Source organism: Paenibacillus sp. VCA1 (assembly GCF_031583795.1).
GTDB classification, from domain to species: Bacteria; Bacillota; Bacilli; order Paenibacillales; family Paenibacillaceae; genus Paenibacillus_AQ; species Paenibacillus_AQ albilobatus.
In genome coordinates, this window is record NZ_JAVLSX010000003.1 from 66,720 (window position 1) to 88,660 (window position 21,941).

The window sequence follows — 21,941 nt, forward strand, 5'->3', positions numbered from 1 at the left end:
CATCGGCATTCCATCATGCAGAGGAGGAAAGATCATAATGAACAGCGTATCATCCAAAGCGGCCATAACGGCCATTGGCACGTACGTTCCCGACAAAAGGCTAACCAATGCAGATTTGGAAAAACTCGTGGAAACAAGCGATGAATGGATCGTGCAGCGGACCGGCATGAGGGAGCGCCGGATCAGCGCCGAGCAGGAGTTTACTTCGGATCTGTGCATCCGGGCGGTTGATGATTTAATACGGACCTACGGCAAAAATGTGGAGGATGTCGATTTGATCATCGTCGCCACCACGACGCCGGACTACCCGTTTCCCAGCGTGGCATGCCTCATCCAAGAGCATTTCAACATCCAAAGCACCGGAGCCTTCGATCTGAACGCGACTTGCGCGGGATTCGCTTACGGCCTGCATGTGGCGAACGGGCTCATCAGCGCCGGACTGCACCGCAAGGTACTGGTCGTCGGCGGCGAGACGTTATCCAAAGTCACGGACTATACGGACCGGACGACTTGCATTCTGTTCGGGGACGGCGCCGGAGCGGTGCTGGTTGAAGCGGACGAAGCCAACCCCGGCTTCATCGCCTCCATCCAAGGGACCGACGGCAGCGGCGGCATGCATCTCTATCGCGCAGGCATGGCAAACACGCTGCACGGCCTTCCGCTTGCAGGCGCAGGAAACATCGTGCAGAACGGCCGCGAAGTTTATAAATGGGCCGTGCGGACCGTCACCGCCGGAATCGAGGAGCTGCTGCCGCGCGCCGGCATGGCGATCGCGGATATCGACTGGTTCGTGCCGCACAGCGTCAACCTCCGGATGATCGAGTCGATTTGCGAGAAAACCGGCATTCCAATCGACAAAACGCTCTACAGCGTCGAATATATGGGGAATACTTCGGCGGCGTCCATTCCGCTGTCGCTTGGCCTCGGCGTACGGGAGGAAAAGCTGAAATACGGCGATACGCTGCTTCTTTACGGCTTCGGCGGCGGTTTGACCCATGCCGGCCTGGTTGTGCGATGGGGAGCGCAGCGGCCGCCTCGGTGAAGCGATGCGTTTTTCAAAACTGGCGGGGAGGGTTATTTTTCGTAAAACTCTTTAATATAGCTTCTCTTCGCAACCTGTTTTCGTTCGTAATCTGCTCCTGGCTTTTAAAGGCAACCTTTCGAGGCTTATTGACCGGAAACAGAATCACCTTTTTATTTTTCATCGCAAAAGACCACCCTTGCTCTTTTAGAATAAGGATGGTCTTTCTCTATCAAATCTATACAACTCTATTACATTATTTATCGCTTTTTTCTGTTTCTGCAGAGGCAGCAGCCTCGGTTTGTCCCTTGCGGATGATTTGGAGCGCCCTTAAAACATTTTGCCGACGCTCACGATTCGCCTCCGTTATCTCCTTTTGGGACGAAAATTCAAATTTGATAGGTTTTGTCATAGGAGTCGCCAATAGATGTCATCTCCTTTTTATGCATCATATCTTTCTGCAAAATCAAGCAAAATGCATGGACCAAACGGTACACTTCTCTAATATCAATAATATCATGGGAGAGTGTGAGGGACAACGCTCTGTCGTTGCTGTCATCAAAATGAAAATTCCAAATCCATACGGCATCATTAAACATGTTCATGCGATATGAAACGATGGTTCTGCCCGGAGAGGACAAATTATACCTCGGATCGCCGTCCGAAGACATCGCCGCATCGACGACAGCATAACGCAGCGCATTTTCCCTGCTGATCTCGTATTGTTCGGGGCTGCTGCCGGTCGTGCCTTTATCGACGATTCTGTACAGTTTGTCTCCTTTCATTTCATAGATCGTATACGCACAAATAAAATCAAGCTCCGAAAAGTTCATGACCCCGTTAGCGATTCTATAGATGGCCGTATTGATCGACTTCAATAAATCGATAAGATATAACACGTATTTTTCATTTTTTTCGATTTCGTCCAGTAAAAATGTTCGTTCTTCCTTGTATGTATCGATATTCGCCTGCAAAAAATCCTGTTGCCCCTTGGCATAATTCAAAATTTGATCGATGCTCACCTCCGTTTTGGGAGACTCGATCAGAAGCGGCGTCATCAAGGCATACAGCCCATTAAATGTGGCGCCGCTATGACGAAAAGAAGCCCACAACGCGTACTCTTTTGGTTTTTTGGCTTTAAAAGCGCCGACATGAAAGTTCTCGCTTGCGATCGACGTCATTTCATGAACGAATCTGCGGACAAGGATCCAGTAGGTTATCAAAATGATGAGGGCCGCTGCACCGATTATGCCCCAAAGGGGCATGTTGGCTAAGTAGCCGCCGATTCCCGCTATAACGGGCCCAATGAGCGGCAAACCCGCCCATTTGATCTTGGCTAAAGCCCCCGCCGACTTAAAGGTTTTCTTCAGCTTCTTTGCAGGCCCTTTCCAAGCTTGTCCCCTCCAACCATTGAAGTCCTGCTCCCGCATTTTCTTTATGATCGGGTCAAAGTCGTTTTTGATCTCTTCCAGGAAGCTATGATAATTTAGCCTGATATCCGGATCGCTCATATCATATGCACCGTTTTCTGAATTTTTATTGGAACGTAACCCAATATTATCCAAATTCAACAAAAGTTAAAAGTGTCTCCCGGCTTATTTTCAAAAAAGACAGGCTGTAACGAGCAAGCATTTCTCTTTACGGCATCAGGCGGCGATATTAGGCTTCGCATTCGTATAGCATTTGCTTTTAATCCGTTTATCAAAAAAAGCCGTCCTCCCGAATTGAGAGAACAGCTTTCCTTTTGCCCATGGCTTTATTGGTGTTCTTCAAGCCACTGCTCGGTCATCCGCAGCAGCACTTCGCTGCGCTTGATGGCGTCCGCCACCTGGTCCGTGGCCGTGCCGCCGTATACGTTGCGGGCGTTGACGACCGTTTCCGGCTGAAGCACTTGGTAGATGGCATCGTCAAACAATGGGGAGAATTGCTTGAACTCTTCCATCGTCAGATCAAGCAAATATTTTCCGTTCTGGATGCAGTACAGGACCGTTTTCCCGATCACCTCATGCGCCTGGCGGAACGGCAGTCCTTTGCCCACGAGGAAATCGGCGATGTCCGTCGCGTTGGAGAAGTCTTTGTTGACCGCTTCGCGCATCCGCGGTTTGTTCACCTTCATCGTGGCGATCATCGGAGCGAACAGCTGCAGGGCGCCTTCAAGCGTCGCCACCGTGTCGAACATGCCTTCCTTATCTTCCTGCATATCCTTGTTGTAAGCGAGCGGCAGCGACTTCAGCACCGTGAGAAGCCCCATCAGGTTGCCGTAGACGCGTCCCGTTTTGCCGCGGACAAGCTCCGGCACGTCCGGATTTTTTTTCTGCGGCATGATGCTGCTGCCTGTGCAGAACGCATCGTCCAGCTCAATGAAATTGAACTCCGTGCTGCTCCACAGCACAAGCTCCTCCGACAGGCGGGAAAGATGCATCATGATGATGGAAGCGTGGGACAAAAACTCCAGAATAAAGTCGCGGTCGCTGACGGCGTCCAGACTGTTTTCGTACACGCGGTCGAACTGCAGCTGCTCCGCCACGAAATGGCGGTCGATCGGGAACGTCGTTCCGGCCAGCGCCCCCGCTCCGAGCGGCAGCACGTTGATGCGCTTGTAACTGTCCATCAGCCGCTCAATGTCGCGCTGGAACATCGATACGTACGCCATCAGATGATGGGCGAACAAAATCGGCTGCGCCCGCTGCAGATGCGTGTACCCCGGAACGATCGTATCCAGGTTGTCGCGGGCTTGCCCGATCAGCGCTTTTTGCAGCTCATACAGCATCCCGGACAGCTCCACCACGCGTTTGCGGAGGTACAGGTGCATATCGGTCGCCACTTGGTCGTTGCGGCTGCGCCCCGTATGCAGCTTCCCGCCGACCGGACCGATTTCGGCAATCAGGTTTTTTTCCACGTTCATATGGATGTCTTCATCCGACACCGAAAACTCGATTTCACCCTTGCGGATTTTTTCAAGCACTTTATTCAGGCCGCCTTTGATCGTTTCCACGTCCTCCAGCGGCAAAATTCCGCATTTGCCCAGCATCGTCACATGCGCCAAGCTTCCTTGAATGTCTTCCTCGGCCAGCTTCTGGTCAAAACCGATCGAAGCGGTATACTCGTCCACCAAATGGTTGGTTTGCTTCGTAAAGCGCCCTCCCCACAGTTTGCTCACTTTGGGTCTCTCCTCTCTGATACGGCAGAGGGCCGCCCCTTCTCGCCCGGAAAAGGAACGGCCGTCACCACCCTGCCGCTATACGTTCATTCATGTATGGGTAATGCTGCGATTATTTGTTCTGCTCTACGCCCGTTCCTACCTTCAGACGAAGCGCGTTCAGGCGGATAAAGCCCGTTGCATCCCCTTGGTCGTACGCTTGCGTCGGATCGGCTTCCATCGTTGCGATATCAGGATTGTACAAGCTGACCGGGCTTTTGACGCCTGCAGCGATGATGTTGCCTTTATACAGCTTCACGCGCACCGTTCCCGTGACGTTCTTTTGGCTTTCGGTCACCAGTGCCTGCAAAGCGAGACGTTCCGGCGCAAACCAGAAGCCGTTGTATACGAGCGTGCTGTAGCGGGTGATGAGGCTGTCGCGCAGATTCATCACTTCGCGGTCCATCGTGATGGATTCCATTTTGCGGTGAGCCGTGAACAAAATCGTTCCGCCCGGCGTTTCGTACACCCCGCGGCTTTTCATGCCGACAAAACGGTTTTCCACCATGTCGACGCGGCCGATGCCGTGTTTGCCGCCAAGCTCGTTCAGTTTTTCCATCACCTGCAGCGGGTTCAGCTTCTCGCCGTTCAGCGCCACGCAATTGCCCTGGACGAACTCGAGTTCGAGGTATTCCGCTTCATCCGGCGCATCCTCCGGGGAGTTGCTGAGCAGGTACATCTCTTTGTTTTCCGGTGCGCTGGCATCAAACCAAGGATCTTCCAGCACGCCGCTCTCATAGCTGATATGCAGCAGGTTGCGGTCCATGGAGTAAGGTTTGGCGGCAGAGGCGGTAACCGGAATGCCGTGTTTTTCGGCAAAAGCGATCATTTCGGCGCGGCCCGGGAAGTCGTTGCGGAACTCCTCCAGACGCCACGGCGCGATCACTTCGATATCCGGAGCCAGCGCGGCTACGCCAAGCTCAAAACGGACCTGGTCGTTCCCTTTCCCGGTTGCCCCGTGCGCAATCGCGGTCGCGCCTTCGGCGCGGGCGATTTCGACCATGCGTTTGGCGATCAGCGGACGCGCGATGCTCGTGCCGAGCAGGTATTGCCCTTCGTACAGCGCGCCGGCCTGGAACATCGGATAGATGAAGTCCTTTGCGAACTCGTCGCGCAAATCGTCGATGTACACTTTGGAAGCGCCTGTTGCCAGCGCCTTGGCTTCCAGGCCGTCAAGCTCTTCCTTTTGGCCGATATCGGCCGTAAAAGCGATAATTTCCGCATCGTAGGTTTCTTTGAGCCACTTCAAAATTATGGATGTGTCCAGCCCGCCGGAATAGGCGAGCACGATTTTTTCTTTTGCCATCATGAACTTCCTTTCGTTTATGCTTCGTGATTCGATTATATCGTCGTTGGGGCTTAGCCCATAGCACATTTTCGTTCGTGTTGACCGCTCCGGGTACGGATCGTTCTTCCGATCGCTGTTGTCATCAGATTTTTTTGATCATATCCTCAAAGGAAAAAATCCGATGACAAAGGCGAACGCTGCCGCTTCTTCAGATCGATTCCGTCCCCTCCGGTGCCGCGAGTACAATGCACTATGCTAACCTTTAAGATCATAAATTAATTAGTTGGCCGTCTTCCTTTATGTCGAACTAACCCAATAGGAGCAACTCCAAGCATAATTCGCCGGTCGGTCAACCACAATTCCCCTAGCCTACCCCATCAACGCCGCCATCAACGCTTTCTGCGCGTGAAGGCGGTTTTCGGCCTGATCAAAAATAACGGAGTTTTTGCCGTCGATCACGCCCTCGCTGACTTCCTCCCCGCGGTGCGCAGGCAGGCAGTGCATGAACAGGTAATCGCTTTTGGCGCCTTTCGCCAGCTCTTCATCGACCTGAAAGTCTTTAAAAGCGGCCTCGCGGATTTTTTGCTCTTCCTCAAAGCCCATGCTCGCCCACACATCCGTATAGATGACATCGGCGTCTTTTACCGCTTCCTGCGGGCTGCGCGTCACGACGATTTCCGCTCCGGTTTCCTTCGCGATTTCGCGGCTGGCCTTCACGACTTCGGCATCGGGCTCATACCCTTCCGGACTGGCCACGGATACATGCACGCCGAGTTTTGCCCCGCCGATCATTAGGGAGTGCGCCATGTTGTTGCCGTCGCCGATGTACGCCAGCTTGAGGCCTTTCAGCTTGCCTTTATGTTCAAGGATCGTCTGGTAGTCGGCCAATACCTGGCACGGATGCGCCGAATCGCTAAGACCGTTAATGACCGGTACGGAAGCGTATTTGGCCAGATCAACGACGTTTTGATGTCCGAACGTACGAATCATGATGCCGTCGAGGTAACGGGAAAGTACCTGTGCGGTATCGCTGATGATTTCGCCGCGTCCGAGCTGGATGTCGTTTTTGCTCAAAAAGAGCGCGTGCGCTCCGAGCTGGAACGCGCCGACTTCAAAGGAAACCCGCGTGCGGGTGGAAGATTTTTCGAAAATAAGTCCGATCGTTTTGCCTTTCAGCGGCTGGTAAACCTCGCCGTTTTTTTGCTTGCGCTTCAGCTCGATCGCCAGATCGAGCAGGTACTGGATCTCTTCCGTGGTGTAGTCGTCCAGTTCAAGCAAGTCCCGGCCCTTCAGGTTCACTTGCTGCAGCTGCTCTGTTTGGGTCATGGGTGTTCCTCCTTTTTTTACATTAGGTTCTTATGTCGCATGGTAGCCGCCGCGGTACGGATCGTTCCGCCGATGACTTCCGGTTTTTCAGAACGATCCCGTGTCCGCCGTATCGCTATTTTGTCAGGTCATTAACGATGAAAATCATTTATCGTATTAATCCTTCTTTACGGCCGTATGGTAATGGATCACGCCGGCAAGGATGCTTACCGCCTGATCGATTTCTTCTTTCGTCACGTACAGGTTCGGCAGCAGCCGGATGACGTTAGGTCCTGCCGTAATAAACAGCAGCCCGCGTTTTTGCCCTTCAAGCACCAGGTCGTTCACCGGCTCCGCACATTCGATGCCGATCAGCAGGCCGAGGCCGCGGATGGCTTTGACATGAGGGTTGCCTGCAAGCTTTTCGGTCAGCTGCTCTTTCAGGTAAGCCCCCATTTCGGCCGCGCGTTGCGGTAGCCGGTCCTCCAGCATCGTTTCGATCGTGGCAATGACGGCGGCCGTCGCGATCGGCGTTCCGCCGAAGGTCGACCCGTGGCTGCCCGCCGAAAACGCATCCCGCAGGAAGGCTTTGCCGAGCATCGCACCGGTCGGAAACCCGCTGGCAATGCCTTTGGCGAGCGTAAAAATATCCGGCTCAATGCCGTAATGCTCATGCGCAAACAGCTTGCCCGTACGTCCCATGCCCGTCTGCACTTCGTCGATAATAAGCAGCAGGCCATGCTCCTTGCACAGCTCCTGAATGGCGCGGAGAAAATCCGCCTCCACCGGAAGCACGCCGCCTTCGGCCAGCACAAGCTCCAGCATGATCGCCGCCGTTTTATCCGTTACGGCTGCTTTCAAAGCGTCCAGATCGTGCAGAGGCACGCTTTTGAAGCCGGCAGGGAGCGGCAGGAAGCCGTCCTTCACTTTATCCTGTCCCGTCGCCGTCAAGGTCGCCAGCGTCCGTCCATGGAACGATTGGAAAAAGGTGATCACTTCGTAGCGGCCCGTGCCCTTCACCTTTTGATGGTAACGGCGGGCCAGCTTGATGGCCGCTTCATTCGCCTCCGCGCCGCTGTTGCAGAAGAACACTGCGTCGGCACAGCTGTTTGCCGTAAGAAGCGCCGCCGCTTTTTCCTGATTCGGAATATGGAACAAGTTCGAAACATGCCACAGCTCATCCAGCTGCGCTTTCAGCTTCGCCGTTACTTTTTCGGGGGCATGCCCGAGGTTGGTTACCGCAATGCCGCTCATGAAATCGAGGTATTTATGGCCTTGGTCGTCCCACAGCCAGCTGCCTTTGCCTTTGACCAGGGTGATCGGGTATCTGGCGTAGTTGGGAAACAGCGAACTGGATTGCCCTTCAGGGATACTCATGCAAAATCACTCCTATCCGAATCAATATTCGATCGTTTTACTACTGCACTTTTCACTCATTATTTCACGATTCTCGTCCCGATCGCTTCGCCCTGAAGCACCCGGCTCAGCACCTTCGGTTCGCTGCCGTTCACGATCACGACCTCCTGCACGTCGCCTTGAATGCAACTGACCGCCGCTTTGACCTTCGGGATCATCCCGCCGTATATCTCCCCGCTTTGAATCATGTCGTCAATCTGCTGCACGGTGACGACGGGAAGCACCTGCTTGACGCCGTCCAGCTCTTTCATAATGCCAGGAACGTCGGTCACGACGATCATCCGATCCGTCCCCAAATGTGAAGCGACGGCTCCCGCCGCCGTATCGGCATTGATGTTGTACCGCTGTCCGCTCTGATCAACGCCGACAGGCGCAATAACCGGCATATAGCCCATGTCCGTAATGCCTTGGATAATGTCGGACCGGACATGCGTCACGTCGCCGACCCAGCCAACCGTATCGCTATTTTCGACCGGCTGCGCTTCGATCAACCCGCCGTCGACGCCCGAGATGCCCAGCGCCTGGCCTCCGGTCTGCTGAATGCGTCTGACGATCTGCTTGTTGATGCTGCCTGCAAGCACCATTTCTACCACGTCGAGCACCGCCTCCGTCGTCCTGCGCAAACCGTTCACGAATTCCGTTTCGATGCCAAGCTTCTCCAGGTTTTCCGAAATGGCCGGTCCGCCGCCGTGTACGATCACGGGCTGAACCCCGGAAGCCTGCAGCTGCTTCAGATCCTCGAAAAAAGAATCCGGCAGCGCCGCCAGCGTACTGCCGCCGCATTTCATCACGAAGCTTTGCAGGCCTGCATTATTTTCAGCCGTTCCGGCCTCACTCCGTTCCAAAGTTTCCACCGCGTCCCTCTCCCTATCTTCCGATCTATTTACGTCCGGTAAGCCGCATTAATGCGGACATAGTCATACGTCAGGTCACAGCCCCAGGCCGTCGCGATCCCGTCTCCCTGATGGAGATCAACGGTAATCCGGACGGTATCGCCCTTCAAATATTGCAAGGCTGCGTCCTCATCGAACGCTACCGGACGGGAGCCTTCCAGAACCGAAATATCGCCGATATGAATATCCACCGTTTCCGGATTTACGGGCTCTCCCGCACGTCCGACCGCTGCAATGACCCTTCCCCAGTTCGCATCCGCGCCGAATACCGCCGATTTCACGAGGCTCGAACCGATCACGGTTTTGGCGATGGCTCGCGCCGACAAATCGCTGACCGCTCCGCTCACCTGCACTTCGACCAGCTTCGTTGCCCCTTCACCGTCGCGGGCAATCGCTTGAGCAAGTATCTGGCACACGTAAGTGAATCCTTCCGCAAAAGCCTCCCAATCCGGATGGGCCGGATGCAGCGCGTCATTGCCGGCCAACCCGCTCGCCATTGCGATGAGCATATCGTTTGTGCTTGTATCCCCGTCGACCGTAATCATGTTGAAGGTTACGTCGGTCGCCTGGCGCAGAAGCTGCTGCAGCGCGTCCGCTTCGATCGCAGCATCCGTCGTCATAAACGCCAGCATCGTCGCCATGTTCGGATGAATCATGCCCGATCCTTTGGCCGCTCCGGCGATCGTTACGTCCTTGCCGTCCACGCGGACCGAAACGCATGCTTCCTTTTTCACCAAATCGGTCGTCAAAATCGCCTGCGAAAAATCCTCCGCCCCGGATGCTTCGCTGCTCAGCCGCTTCGGCAAACCGGCGATGCCCGCCGTGACGCAGTCCATTTTGAGCAGTTCCCCAATCACACCCGTCGACGCCACCGCCACATCCTGCTCCGCCACGCCGAGATGACGGGCAGCTTCCGCCCGCATCGTATACGCATCTTCTTCCCCTTGTTTCCCGGTGCAGGCGTTGGCGTTGCCGCTGTTAACGACAACAGCCTGCAGTCTGCCGTCCTGCAGGCTTTCGCGCGTCACCTTCAGCGGTGCCGCCTGGATCAGGTTTGTCGTATACACGGCCGCAGCGACGGCCGGCACTTCGCAATAAATGGCGCCGAGGTCATGACGTTCGGACTTTTTGAGCCCGCAATGCAACCCGCCTGCGGAAAAACCTTTTGGAGTTATAATCGAACCGCCTTGCACCGCGGTAAATTTCATTTGTCCCATATGCTGTCATCCCTTTCCTTACGGATACACCGGCGTGTATCCCAGTCCGAGATTTTCCTCCCATCCCATCATCAAATTCAGGTTTTGTATCGCTTGGCCTGCGGCGCCCTTCACGATATTGTCGATCACGGAAATAATCGTCACGCGTCCCGTCCGTTCGTCTGCGGCAAAGCCGACATCGCAGTAGTTGGAACCGTACACCTCTTTTGTCGCCGGCCAAATGCCTTTATCGCGTACACGCACGAATGGCCGATCCTTATAATGCTGCCGGTACAGCTCTATGAAATCCTCATCGCGGTATGCTCCGTTCATCTGCACGTACATCGTGCTCATGATCCCGCGCGTCATCGGAACGAGTTGCGTCGTAAAAGTCACCGTCACCGGTTCGCCGGCAACCCGGCTCAGCACCTGTTCGATTTCAGGAATATGCTGATGTTTGTTTACCTTGTATGCTTTAAAGTTTTCATTGATTTCCGAATAATGCGAAGTCAGACTTGTGCCCCGGCCTGAGCCGGATACGCCGGATTTGGCGTCGATGATGATGCTTTTCGGATCAACCCATCCGGCTTTGACCGCCGGAACGAGACCAATCAGCGTCGCTGTCGGATAACAGCCCGGATTCGAAACAAAGTCGACGCCGGCAGCTTCCTCGCCGAATATTTCGCATAATCCGTATACCGCTTTTTCCAAATAACGCTCCTCGGGCGCCGGATGCTTATACCATTTTTCATAAGTGCCTCCGTCCTTAATCCGGAAGTCGCCCGACAGGTCAATGACCTTAAGCCCCGCTTCCAGCAGTTCCGGAACCAGCTTCGAGCTGACGCCGGATGGCGTCGCGGTAAATACGACATCCGCTTTTTCCGCGATTTCCGCGGAATTCACGCCGTCCAGATGTTGCGCGATAATATTCGTTAAATGCGGAAAACCGTCCGAAATCGGCACTCCCGCGCTTGAAGATGAAATAACCGACGTGATCTCCGCCCGCGGATGGGCCTGCAGCAATCGGATCAATTCCACCCCGCCGTAGCCCGTCGAGCCGACAATCGCGATTCTGATTTTATGGGTTTCCCCTTGTTCACCTGGCATCTCTCTGTTCTCCTCTCTCCCCGTCTGACTTGCATCCCTCTCATAAATATGTATTATTATACGACCCTATTTATATAAATACAACACTTCAAGCTGAATTTGCACATGTCCCCAGCGGTTTTATTTTCACATCTCAAAGATGCCGCTCAGCATTTCGAAACCTTAGTATGCAAAAAGGACCTTCGCAGGCCCTTTTTCATAAAAATTTGAATATCCCAATCATGTTGTCATTTCCCCGGTTTACCTTACTTCTTTACCCCGGTAACGATGCGGACCGGAGGAAACATCGCAAAATGCCATTTGGATATCTGCACCTGCTCCAGGCCCGATTGGATCATCACCTGCGCGTATTCGCCGGTATGCTGAAAATCAAGCAACGCGACTTTGCCCGCCGGCTTTAACACCCGGACGATTTCCGCGATGGCTTTCTGCCGTTCCGCCGGATGCGAAATGTTGTGGATGGCCAGGCTTGAAGCCACGATATCAAACGTCCCGTCTTCGAACGGCAGCTGCCGCGCATCGGCCTGCAAGATTTCGACGCGCTCCGTCACCCCTTCCGCTTCCGCATTGCGCAGCGTGACGGTCGGGTGGTTTCCGGATTGGTCTTCGGCGTTCCAGATATCGATCCCCGTCGCTTTCCCGTGTGGAACCTGTTTCGCCAACGAATGCAGCAGAAAACCCCTCCCGCACCCGACGTCGAGAACGCGGTCCGTTTCCTGAACATTCAATTTTTCGATTAACGCTTTAACGACGTAAGCTTTGCCTTTTTTGCTGCTCCATATCATCAAGACCCCTTCCGCCAAACAAACGATGCCGCCGAACAGCAGCAGTATCGCCGCAATCATGCCGATGATCCCGCCAAACCGCAAAACCACAACGCCGACAGCAGCCAAAATGATTCCGATCGTCAGCAAGTTTCGAATCACTTTAGGCGCATCGATCCCATAGGCACCTTTGCCGGCGATCTCCCCTTTCAATGTAGCCATTAGACAGGTCCCTCCTTTTCAGTAGATATATTTGCCGCCTGCGCAATCTATACCTCCTCATCACGAGCAAGACTGTTGTTTATCGGCAAAAGGAGGCTGATCAACCATCCATGATGGCGACCGCCTCCCATTTCCCGTAACTTCTATTTCATCACTCCAAATCCATAACTTCAATTCCGCAACTTCGTTATGCCTCCAGTTTAAATCCTTCCCCGAGCACCTCGTGGGCGCTGCTGATAATGACAAACGCTTTGGGATCGACGGAACGGACCAGCGTTTTGAGGCGCGTCGCCTCGCTTTGACCGATGACGACCATCAGCACGGTACGGTCATCCCCGGTGTAACCGCCCTGGGCATTCAACTTCGTCAACCCCCGGTCAAGCTCATGCAAAACAGCCTCGCTGATCCGATCCGTGTGATTGGATATAATGTACGCCACTTTGGAGTAGCTGAAGCCAAGCTCCACCGCATCAATGACCTTTCCCGAGACGTAAAGGCCTACAAGCGCATACAGCGCTTTTTCGAGGGATAACGTGCAGGCCGCCAACAAAATGACGCTGCCGTCAAGCATCACCACGCACAGGGAAAAATTGAGCCCGCTGTACTTCTGGATAATCTGGGCGACGGTCGCCAGCCCCCCGGTCGATCCTCTGCCGCGATACACGATGCCGATGCCCAGACCCACGGCGATCCCCCCGTAGATCGAAGCGAGGATCGGGTTATCCGTCGGCAGCGGCCAATCCTTCGTCACATAGACGAACAGCGGCAGCACGATGCTGCCAAGCAGCGAACGAACGGCATAATTTTTGCCGAGCAGCAAGAAGCCTAATATAAACACCGGAATATTCAGCGCCCACTGCGTATACGCAGGCTCCAGGCCAAACCACGCATCAAACAGCACCGAGATCCCCGACACGCCGCCGGAGGCAATGCCGTTGGGCAGGAAAAACAAATTAAACCCTAAAGCGATCACAAATGAACCGATGATGATCAGGGCAATATCCGCCGTATGGCGGAGGGGTCCCGATGGTGGGAGGATGGGGGCCTTTCTGCGGCCCGAAACTTCTGCATGCGACATATTCTTTTTTCTCTCCTTGGTCAAAAAAATGATAACTGCTCACGGGCGTGATGAATCAGCCCAATCATGGCGTTGAACGCAAAAAAATTCCTACAACGATACAGGTGAACTTAAGAAAAATAATCCTTCGTTCAATCTATATAGCGTGTAGGAATTTTTAGGTTTTATTCGGTATCCACTTTAATTTGGCTGCGCAAATAACCGTCGATGAACAGGTCCAGATCCCCGTCCATCACGGCGCCGACGTTGCCGGTCTCTACTGATGTGCGGTGGTCCTTTACCATACTATAGGGATGAAATACGTAGGAGCGGATCTGGCTGCCCCAGGCAATATCCGACTGTTCTCCTCGGATTTCATCCAGCTCTTTTTGCTGTTCTTCGATTTTGCGCTCGTACAGCTTGGAACGGAGCATCGTCATCGCCCGCTCTCGGTTTTTGATCTGCGACCGTTCGTTTTGGCAGGTCACCACGATGCCCGTCGGGATGTGGGTGATCCGCACGGCCGAGTCCGTCGTGTTGATGTGCTGGCCGCCCGCGCCGCTGGCCCGGTACGTATCGATCTTCAGATCCTCGGTCCGGATTTCGATCTCGACGTCATCCGTAATTTCAGGCACGACGTCGCAAGATACGAACGAGGTATGGCGCCGGCCCGACGAATCGAACGGCGAGATCCGCACCAAACGGTGAACGCCTTTTTCGGCTTTCAAATATCCGTAAGCATTGAAGCCCTTGATCAGGAGCGTGACGCTTTTAATGCCCGCTTCGTCGCCAGGCAGATAGTCGAGCACTTCGACCTTGTACCCTCTTTTTTCCGCCCATCGCGTATACATCCGCAGCAGCATTTGGCCCCAGTCCTGAGACTCCGTACCGCCCGCTCCCGGATGCAGCTCCAGAATGGCATTCATTTTGTCATACGGCTGATTCAGCAGCAGATTCAGCTCAAAATCCTCAAGTTTTTTCTTAAGATTCGTGACTGCTTCGGTGATTTCCCCGATAAGCGACTCGTCGCCTTCCTCTTCGGCCAACTCGACCATCATGGAGGCGTCGTCGTATTCCTGCTTCAGCTTTTCGTATTGGTCTACGGAAGATTTGACCGCGTTCATCTCGGCAATGATGCCTTGCGCCTTTTCGTTGTCATCCCAAAAATCGGGCGCCGACATCTTTTCCTCGAAGTTGGCGATCATTTCCTGTTTGAGATCTAAGTCAAAGAGACCCCCTAAGGTTGGTTAATTTGGTTGCGATTTCCCGCAAATCATGTTTGACAGATGCATCGATCATGATTGTTCTTCACCTCTTCTATCGACATAAACTCCCTTAAACAAAGGAGCTTGGCGCACCACGCTTCGTGATGCCCAAGGCCTTTGATTCAAGGGAGTCTGTTTCCTTATACATTCTATCCTCTTAAAATGAACCAAAGTTTATTGTCCCTAATCTTCAGTTCAATTTATTCAGTTCCGGTTATTCTTGCCCGTGACAGTGCTTGTATTTTTTGCCGCTGCCGCATGGGCAAGGATCATTGCGCCCGATCTGTTCCCCGACATGCACCGGTTTTTTCTCCGTAGGTTCGCCGTTGGTGGAAATTTTGCTTTCTTCCACGACCGCCTGGCGCTCCTGGTTTGCTTCGATATGAGCTTTCATCACGTAAGTGGCCACTTCTTCCTGAATGCTGGCCGTCATCTCGTTGAACATTTCGAAGCCTTCAAACTGGTACTCGCGAAGCGGATCCGTGCCGCCGTAAGCGCGAAGGTGAATACCTTGGCGAAGCTGGTCCATGGCGTCGATGTGATCCATCCATTTGCTGTCCACGGAACGGAGCACGATGACCTTCTCGAATTCGCGCACGAGTTCGGAGCCGATGCGTTCTTCGCGTTCGTCGTATTTGGTTTTGACTTTTTCGAAGATGAGCTCTTCCATCTCCGGAATTTCTTTGCCCCACAAATCGTCGCGGGTGAGGGAACCTTCATCCAGCAGCTTGCTGTTGACGTAGTCGGCAACCTCCTGCAGCTCCCAGTTTTCCGGAATATCGTCCTGGCAGTGCGCTTCGACGACGCGGTCGATGACCGGCTTGATCATGTCCATGACGATTTCCTTGATGTTGTCGGATTCCAAAATTTCGCGGCGCTGCTTGTAAATGATTTCACGCTGCTGGTTCATGACGTCGTCGTACTGGAGGACGACCTTACGCAGATCGAAGTTGTTGCCTTCGACGCGTTTTTGCGCGGATTCGATCGCGCGCGTGATCATTTTGCTTTCGATCGGCTGGTCTTCTTCAAAACCGAGACGCTCCATCATGTTCAGCACGTTGTCCGCACCGAAGCGTTTCATCAGCTCGTCGCCCAGCGACAGGTAGAATTGCGTGGAGCCCGGGTCGCCCTGGCGTCCCGCGCGTCCGCGAAGCTGGTTATCGATCCGGCGGGATTCATGGCGTTCCGTACCGATGATGTGCAGACCGCCCAGTTCGGCTACGCCTTCGCCCAGCAAAATGTCCGTACCGCGGCCCGCCATGTTGGTGGCGATCGTAACGGCTCCCGGTTGTCCGGCGCCGGCAATGATTTCGGCTTCTTCAGCGTGGTATTTGGCGTTCAGCACCTGGTGCTTGACGCCTTTGCGCTTCAGCATATCCGAAATGAGCTCGGAGTTTTCGATGGATACCGTACCGACCAGAACCGGCTGGTTTTTCTTATGGCGTTCTACGATTTCATCGACAACCGCCTTGAATTTGCCGTTGACGCTCTTATACACCACGTCCGGCATATCGACCCGCTGGTTCGGTTTATTCGTAGGCACCTGGAGCACTTCCAGGCCGTAAATTTTCTTGAATTCTTCTTCCTCGGTTTTCGCCGTACCGGTCATGCCCGCCAGCTTACGGTACATCCGGAAGTAGTTCTGGAACGTAATCGTGGCCAGCGTCATGCTTTCGTTCTGTACCTCGATGCCTTCCTTCGCTTCGATCGCCTGGTGCAGCCCGTCGCTGTAACGGCGTCCGGCCATCAGACGGCCCGTAAATTCGTCGACGATGACGACTTCGTCTTCGGTCACGACATAATCCACATCGCGGCGCATGATAACATTGGCTTTCAGAGCCTGCACGATGTGGTGGTTAAGCGTCACGTGTGCGTGGTCGTACAGGTTCTCGATGCCAAAAGCGCGTTCCGCTTTCGCTACGCCTTTTTCGGTGAGCGCAACGGATTTGACCTTAATATCGACCGTATAATCCTCTTCCGCCTGGAGAGTCTTCACGAAGCGGTCGGCGACGTAGTAAAGCTGCGTCGATTTTTGAGCTTGTCCCGAGATGATCAGCGGCGTACGGGCTTCGTCGATCAAAATGGAGTCCACTTCGTCGATCGTACAGAAGTACAGCGGGCGCTGCACCATCTGTTCTTTATACAGCACCATGTTGTCGCGCAGATAGTCGAAGCCGAACTCGTTGTTCGTGCCGTACGTAATATCGCAGGCATAAGCGGCTTGTTTGTCGGCATGGTCCATTCCGTTCAGGTTCACCCCGACGGTCATGCCCAAAAATTCGTAAATTTGGCCCATTTCCTGGCTGTCGCGCTGCGCAAGGTAGTCGTTGACCGTAACGACGTGCACGCCTTGGCCAAGGAGAGCGTTCAGATATACCGGCAGCGTGCCGACGAGGGTTTTACCTTCACCGGTTTTCATCTCGGCAATGCGGCCCTCGTGAAGCGCCATACCCCCGATCAGCTGGACATCGTAATGTCTTTTGCCGAGAACGCGCTTGGAGGCCTCACGGACGGTCGCAAACGCTTCGGGAAGGAGCTCATCGAGCGTTTCCCCTTTTTCGATGCGCGCGCGGAATTCCGCCGTTTTGGCTTTCAGCTGCTCATCGGTCAGCTTTTCGAAATCCGGTTCTAGTTTGTTAATGATATCGACCGTTTTCATCAAACGTTTGACGTCGCGGTCATTCGTGTCACCAAAGATTTTTTTAACAAGTCCTAGCATGGTTAACCCCTTTCACGCAAAACAAATGTTAAATTAACTTCAAGAAATCAGGGTTATCAACAAATGAAATCGATCCGGAGAACCCACCCTCACAGACATGCGCTGGATGACGGGATTCGCTGACGAACCGATTCATACAGAAATGCAGGTGATTGTCTGAATGAAATTATCCGTAAAACAGAATCGACTTCACCCAGACCGTTATTACGGTTTGAAGTTAATTCGTTGAACTTCTGGATATTGCCAAATCCTTTGGATCATATTCAAGCCTCTACTTATAAAATCCTGAAAATGGCGTTTGCATAAATTGTAACAGTTTGTAAGTAAAGCCGCAACAGTGCGGACGACAATGCACGGGCCGTTTTTGGCCCTACGATCTATATACGTAAGAAGAGCCCAATCCGTTGCAGGATTTGAGCTCTTTTTCGTTATATTCGGATATTAATTTTTACATCATTTGCAAAAATGTACCTTTCAAAGCGGTGCTGCTTAATACGTATCGGGTTCCGTTTGTTCGATCAAACCGTACTTGCCGTCATTACGTTTGTAAACAACGCTCACTTCCTGGGTGTCCACATTGGAAAATACAAAGAAATTGTGTCCGACCATGTTCATTTGCAAAATGGCCTCCTCCACATTCATCGGCTTGAACGTAAAGCGCTTGATGCGGACCACTTCGAAATCCTCATGATCTTCGTCCGTCTGCTGCTCGGATGGTGCCACGCCCGTTGTTGCGGCCGCCTCATCAGCAAACAGCGTCTTCAGGCTGCCTTCTTGACGGAACTTTCGGTTCAGTTTGGTCTTATGTTTGCGGATTTGGCGTTCCAACTTGTCCACAACGGCATCAATGGATGCATACATGTCGTCGCTGCGGTCTTCGGCCCGAAGCATAACGCCCGGGAGAGGAATCGTCACTTCCACGGTGTGCAAACCTCGAACGACACTCAAAGTTACATATCCTTCTGAGGCAAGGGGTGCATCAAAGTACTTCTCAAGTCTGCGGAGCTTCTTGTCAACGTAGTCTTTCAAAGCATCCGTCACATCGATCTGTTGACCTCGAACACTTAAATTCATATGGCACTCCTCCTTTGCAATTCCATTATATCACATTTGTTAACGCAATGTAAAAAGGCATTTCTGTGTACAACGACGCGGCTGTAAGCACTTATGTTTTTACTACTCAGCTTATTGCGAAGGCATGTGCTTTTTACAAAACGAGCGAAATGAACCTAAGGAGGGCATTAAAAAAACCCCGGATTTCTCCGGGGTTTGATGCTATCGTTTTCCAATTACTTAACCATCTAACCGTATATGTAGGTCGGCCTTGCCGGATGATTATAGTTTGATTACGTTAGCAGCTTGAGGTCCGCGAGCGCCTTCGACGATGTCGAATTCAACGTCTTGACCTTCTTCCAAAGTTTTGAAACCTTCGGATTGAATTGCGGAGAAGTGTACGAATACGTCGCCGCCTTCAGCAGTTTCGATAAAGCCATACCCTTTTTCTGCGTTGAACCATTTAACTTTTCCTTGCATGCACAAACATTCCCTTCGTCATCAAATAAAGTGTGACTTTCGTCCACATTCCTGAATATACCACTGAGGCTTGTTTGTTGTCAATTGGAAAGGAAAATGGTTTATTGTAAATTAATTGAAAACGTGAAATATAATTGTTGTATTGATATTGTTATCCCGGTTTAATGGGCCTCGGGATCAAAGGGAGGGGTCTCTGGAATACTTGTCCCTGTATTATAACCATTAACTTCAAACGTAATAATTTTATCAAAGAATACATAATCTTTACGATTTACGAATGGTCCCTTATTATTATTGTGCTTATCTATGGCATACATTGTAGTTCCAGTTCCGTTAGCGCGTCCTTCATACCAGTTAATGAAGGAAACGACTTCAGACATGGATAAGTCATATTCCTTTTCGATTCCATTAATGAGAATAATACGCAGTAAAGCCCGTTCTCCTTCTGGACCTGGAATAGGAGGATTTACAACATCAGCTCTTGGAGTAGCGGAAGCTTCGTTCGAGTTTGCACTTTCTCCTGCTGCTGAGACAGCTGTGACGACATAAAAATAGGTAGTTCCATTGACTACATTATTATCTATGTAGCTATAAGTATCTCCCGTAACGCTGCCAATTACACTATACGGACCACCAGATACCGTAGCACGTTTTACATTAAAACTCATAGCGACATTGCCTGAGTTGTTCCAATTCAATACAACACTTTTGTTACCAGCCGCTGCGGTCAAGTTTGACGGCGCCTCTGGAGGAAGTTCTCCACCTTTTCCAAAAACGTTCCATTCATAGACTCTGGCACTACTTCCTGTGTACTTTAATGCAACGGTCGAGACATTCTGTATTGGAGCAGGGAGTGTCTGAATCTCATCACTTTTCGATAATTCATACCTCTGCAGCAAGTTATTGTTTGAATCATAGAATTCAACCGCTACTGGGTTCAAATATTTCGCTATGACCGCCGAAATTTCTACCGGCGAAGAAAACGTATACCATACAAAATTCCCACCGCTTAAATCGGTAAGAGTGGTCGGGTTATTATCCGTTAAATTCCGAGTAGTGCTTGTCGGAGAGGAAATTGATTTACCGACTTGCAGGGTAAGCCAATCAAGTAGTCCCCCCGTATATTTGGTTGCATCCGGCTTAATCCCTTTTTCGGGGGAATTAGCACTTTCTCCCGCCCGGTTCACTGTTGTAATCACATAATAGTATGTTGTTCCATTGGTTACAGTCGTATCGGAATAAGTTGTGTCTTTTACATTTGCAAGCAATATGTATGGCCCGCCAGGAGAAGTGGCACGCTTCACATTATACGATTCCGCTCCAGTCGCAGCCCAATCCAGTTTGACGATCTGATCACCACTTTGGATCCAATTGATCGTTGTAGGTAACGGTGCAGTTGACGGAGTAGTAAAGACGTTCCATTCGTAGACTCTGGCACTGCTTCCTGTGTACTTTAATGCAACGGTCGAAACATTCTGTACCGGGGCAGGGAGCGTCTGAACCCCATCATTATTCAATAATTCATACCTTTGCAGCAAGTTATTGTTTGAATCATAGAATTCAACCGCTACTGGGTTCAAAGATTTCGCTATGACCGCTGAAATTTTTACTGGCGAAGAAAACGTATACCATACAAAATTCCCACCGCTTAGGTCGGTAAGAGTGGTCGGGTTATTATCCGTTAAATTCCGAGTAGTGCTTGTCGGAGAGGAAATTGATTTACCCACTTGCAGGGTAAGCCAATCAAGTAGTCCCCCCGTATACTTGGTTGCATCCGGCTTAATCCCTTTTTCGGGGGAATTAGCACTTTCTCCCGCCCGGTTCACTGTTGTAATCACATAATAGTATGTTGTTCCATTGGTTACAGTCGTATCGGAATAAGTTGTGTCTTTTACATTTGCAAGCAATATGTATGGCCCGCCAGGAGAAGTGGCACGCTTCACATTATACGATTCCGCTCCAGTCGCAGCCCAATCCAGTTTGACGATCTGATCACCACTTTGGATCCAGTTGATCGTTGTAGGTAACGGTGCAGTTGACGGAGTAGTAAAGACGTTCCATTCGTAGACTCTGGCACTGCTTCCTGTGTACTTTAATGCAACGGTCGAAACATTCTGTACCGGGGCAGGGAGCGTCTGAACCCCATCATTATTCAATAATTCATACCTTTGCAGCAAGTTATTGTTTGAATCATAGAATTCAACCACTACTGGGTTCAAAGATTTCGCAACGACTGCTGAAATTTCTACCGGCGAAGAAAATGTGTACCAAGCAAACTTTCCTCCACTTAAATCGGTGTAAGTAGACGGATTGTTGTCCGATAACTGTGAAGCCACACTTAATGGTTGGCCAATTACGGTTCCTACTTGAATCGGCTCTCCATCCAATAGCCCACCTGTATATTGTGATGCCGCCTGTGCCCCTGACGGGCTAACAAATACTGTACTTAAAACAAAAACAGCAAGTAGTAAAAAATAACTAATTTTTTTCAACTTTTATCCTCCTTTGGATATAAATATGATCCCCCTGCACTAGTAATCTACCATTTATGTTATAATGTGTCCATGAAATAATTTGATATTTATTACTTTTGTAGCAATAATTTGATTTAATTGTTATTCTATAATGGTGCCCTAGTAAAATACCAACTTAATATTGTATTTCCCTATCCACACCTTCAATCGACTGATGTCCGCAATCCCCAATTCTTTGGCTAATGCCGCTGTTGTCATGCCCACTAATCGCATTTGTATTGCTTTTTTTTTTAACTCCTCACTGTAGGTTTCATGTTTCTGTCCCCTTTTTTGTATGATTAAAAGCACCCCTTATAGTATTTCATCGGATTATCACCAGGGTGTTTTTCAACTCCACTATAAGGTACATTCATATTACTTGGGATTCAATTATCGAAAAAAAAGGTACAGCCTCTTCAACTTTCTTGAAGGACTGTACCTTT

General features: G+C 51.6%; 16 protein-coding genes. 1 reads left to right on the top strand and 15 read right to left on the bottom strand.

The window, feature by feature from the left end:
* The first annotated feature begins 37 nt into the window (after nt 1-37).
* Complete coding sequence (locus RJP21_RS07010; protein WP_310858668.1) at nt 38-1,042, top strand: ketoacyl-ACP synthase III; 1,005 nt, start codon at nt 38-40, stop codon at nt 1,040-1,042.
* 368 nt (nt 1,043-1,410) lie between these two features.
* Here RJP21_RS07010 and RJP21_RS07015 read toward each other — a convergent pair whose 3' ends face one another.
* The 15 genes from RJP21_RS07015 to RJP21_RS07085 all read right to left on the bottom strand — a co-directional run bounded on the left by RJP21_RS07015 (nt 1,411) and on the right by RJP21_RS07085 (nt 21,477).
* A complete protein-coding gene (locus RJP21_RS07015; protein WP_310858669.1) occupies nt 1,411-2,532 on the bottom strand; it encodes a hypothetical protein in 1,122 nt (373 codons plus the stop codon).
* A 245-nt stretch (nt 2,533-2,777) separates the two neighbouring features.
* A complete protein-coding gene (argH, locus tag RJP21_RS07020) occupies nt 2,778-4,181 on the bottom strand; it encodes an argininosuccinate lyase (protein ID WP_310858670.1) in 1,404 nt (467 codons plus the stop codon).
* 112 nt (nt 4,182-4,293) lie between these two features.
* Nucleotides 4,294-5,526, bottom strand: a complete 1,233-nt coding sequence (locus RJP21_RS07025; protein WP_310858671.1) for an argininosuccinate synthase — start codon at nt 5,524-5,526, stop codon at nt 4,294-4,296.
* Between the two features lie 351 nt (nt 5,527-5,877).
* On the bottom strand, nt 5,878-6,834 hold the full coding sequence (argF, locus tag RJP21_RS07030) for an ornithine carbamoyltransferase (RefSeq protein WP_310858672.1): 957 nt from the start codon (nt 6,832-6,834) through the stop codon (nt 5,878-5,880).
* A gap of 156 nt (nt 6,835-6,990) precedes the next feature.
* The gene (locus tag RJP21_RS07035; RefSeq protein ID WP_310858673.1) at nt 6,991-8,190 is read right to left on the bottom strand and encodes an acetylornithine transaminase; all 1,200 of its coding nucleotides are present in this window, start codon (nt 8,188-8,190) and stop codon (nt 6,991-6,993) included.
* A 59-nt stretch (nt 8,191-8,249) separates the two neighbouring features.
* The gene (gene argB, locus RJP21_RS07040; protein WP_310858993.1) at nt 8,250-9,017 is read right to left on the bottom strand and encodes an acetylglutamate kinase; all 768 of its coding nucleotides are present in this window, start codon (nt 9,015-9,017) and stop codon (nt 8,250-8,252) included.
* A gap of 95 nt (nt 9,018-9,112) precedes the next feature.
* Entirely contained in the window at nt 9,113-10,339 is a 1,227-nt protein-coding gene (argJ, locus tag RJP21_RS07045; RefSeq protein ID WP_310858674.1) for a bifunctional glutamate N-acetyltransferase/amino-acid acetyltransferase ArgJ, read from the bottom strand.
* An 18-nt stretch (nt 10,340-10,357) separates the two neighbouring features.
* Nucleotides 10,358-11,425 (bottom strand): N-acetyl-gamma-glutamyl-phosphate reductase, encoded by a 1,068-nt coding sequence (argC, locus tag RJP21_RS07050; protein ID WP_310858675.1) that lies wholly within the window; start codon nt 11,423-11,425, stop codon nt 10,358-10,360.
* A gap of 245 nt (nt 11,426-11,670) precedes the next feature.
* The gene (locus RJP21_RS07055) at nt 11,671-12,411 is read right to left on the bottom strand and encodes a class I SAM-dependent methyltransferase (RefSeq protein WP_310858676.1); all 741 of its coding nucleotides are present in this window, start codon (nt 12,409-12,411) and stop codon (nt 11,671-11,673) included.
* Between the two features lie 187 nt (nt 12,412-12,598).
* The gene (locus tag RJP21_RS07060) at nt 12,599-13,489 is read right to left on the bottom strand and encodes a YitT family protein (RefSeq protein WP_310858677.1); all 891 of its coding nucleotides are present in this window, start codon (nt 13,487-13,489) and stop codon (nt 12,599-12,601) included.
* A 164-nt stretch (nt 13,490-13,653) separates the two neighbouring features.
* Nucleotides 13,654-14,767, bottom strand: a protein-coding gene (prfB, locus tag RJP21_RS07065) for a peptide chain release factor 2 (RefSeq protein ID WP_310858678.1) whose coding sequence is annotated in 2 segments (ribosomal slippage) — nt 13,654-14,694 and nt 14,696-14,767 — 1,113 coding nt in all. Because the reading frame shifts where the segments join, the coding sequence is not laid out codon by codon here.
* 180 nt (nt 14,768-14,947) lie between these two features.
* A complete protein-coding gene (secA, locus tag RJP21_RS07070; protein ID WP_310858679.1) occupies nt 14,948-17,452 on the bottom strand; it encodes a preprotein translocase subunit SecA in 2,505 nt (834 codons plus the stop codon).
* Between the two features lie 489 nt (nt 17,453-17,941).
* On the bottom strand, nt 17,942-18,526 hold the full coding sequence (gene hpf / locus RJP21_RS07075) for a ribosome hibernation-promoting factor, HPF/YfiA family (RefSeq protein ID WP_160044103.1): 585 nt from the start codon (nt 18,524-18,526) through the stop codon (nt 17,942-17,944).
* A gap of 261 nt (nt 18,527-18,787) precedes the next feature.
* Nucleotides 18,788-18,985: a cold shock domain-containing protein gene (locus RJP21_RS07080; RefSeq protein WP_018887618.1), complete on the bottom strand. Its 198-nt coding sequence runs from the start codon at nt 18,983-18,985 to the stop codon at nt 18,788-18,790.
* Nucleotides 18,986-19,146: 161 nt separating this feature from the next.
* A complete protein-coding gene (locus RJP21_RS07085) occupies nt 19,147-21,477 on the bottom strand; it encodes a fibronectin type III domain-containing protein (RefSeq protein WP_310858680.1) in 2,331 nt (776 codons plus the stop codon).
* Nucleotides 21,478-21,941 lie beyond the last annotated feature (464 nt).

Excerpts from the sequence above, each read along its gene's own strand:
- RJP21_RS07010 (WP_310858668.1), top strand. The coding sequence starts at position 38 with ATGAACAGCGTATCATCCAAAGCGGCCATAACGGCCATTGGCACGTAC.
- RJP21_RS07015 (WP_310858669.1), bottom strand. The coding sequence starts at position 2,532 with ATGAGCGATCCGGATATCAGGCTAAATTATCATAGCTTCCTGGAAGAG.
- RJP21_RS07025 (WP_310858671.1), bottom strand. The coding sequence starts at position 5,526 with ATGGCAAAAGAAAAAATCGTGCTCGCCTATTCCGGCGGGCTGGACACA.
- argF (WP_310858672.1), bottom strand. The coding sequence starts at position 6,834 with ATGACCCAAACAGAGCAGCTGCAGCAAGTGAACCTGAAGGGCCGGGAC.
- RJP21_RS07035 (WP_310858673.1), bottom strand. The coding sequence starts at position 8,190 with ATGAGTATCCCTGAAGGGCAATCCAGTTCGCTGTTTCCCAACTACGCC.
- argB (WP_310858993.1), bottom strand. The coding sequence starts at position 9,017 with ATGAAATGCGGCGGCAGTACGCTGGCGGCGCTGCCGGATTCTTTTTTC.
- argJ (WP_310858674.1), bottom strand. The coding sequence starts at position 10,339 with ATGGGACAAATGAAATTTACCGCGGTGCAAGGCGGTTCGATTATAACT.
- argC (WP_310858675.1), bottom strand. The coding sequence starts at position 11,425 with ATGCCAGGTGAACAAGGGGAAACCCATAAAATCAGAATCGCGATTGTC.
- RJP21_RS07055 (WP_310858676.1), bottom strand. The coding sequence starts at position 12,411 with ATGGCTACATTGAAAGGGGAGATCGCCGGCAAAGGTGCCTATGGGATC.
- RJP21_RS07060 (WP_310858677.1), bottom strand. The coding sequence starts at position 13,489 with ATGTCGCATGCAGAAGTTTCGGGCCGCAGAAAGGCCCCCATCCTCCCA.
- secA (WP_310858679.1), bottom strand. The coding sequence starts at position 17,452 with ATGCTAGGACTTGTTAAAAAAATCTTTGGTGACACGAATGACCGCGAC.
- hpf (WP_160044103.1), bottom strand. The coding sequence starts at position 18,526 with ATGAATTTAAGTGTTCGAGGTCAACAGATCGATGTGACGGATGCTTTG.
- RJP21_RS07080 (WP_018887618.1), bottom strand. The coding sequence starts at position 18,985 with ATGCAAGGAAAAGTTAAATGGTTCAACGCAGAAAAAGGGTATGGCTTT.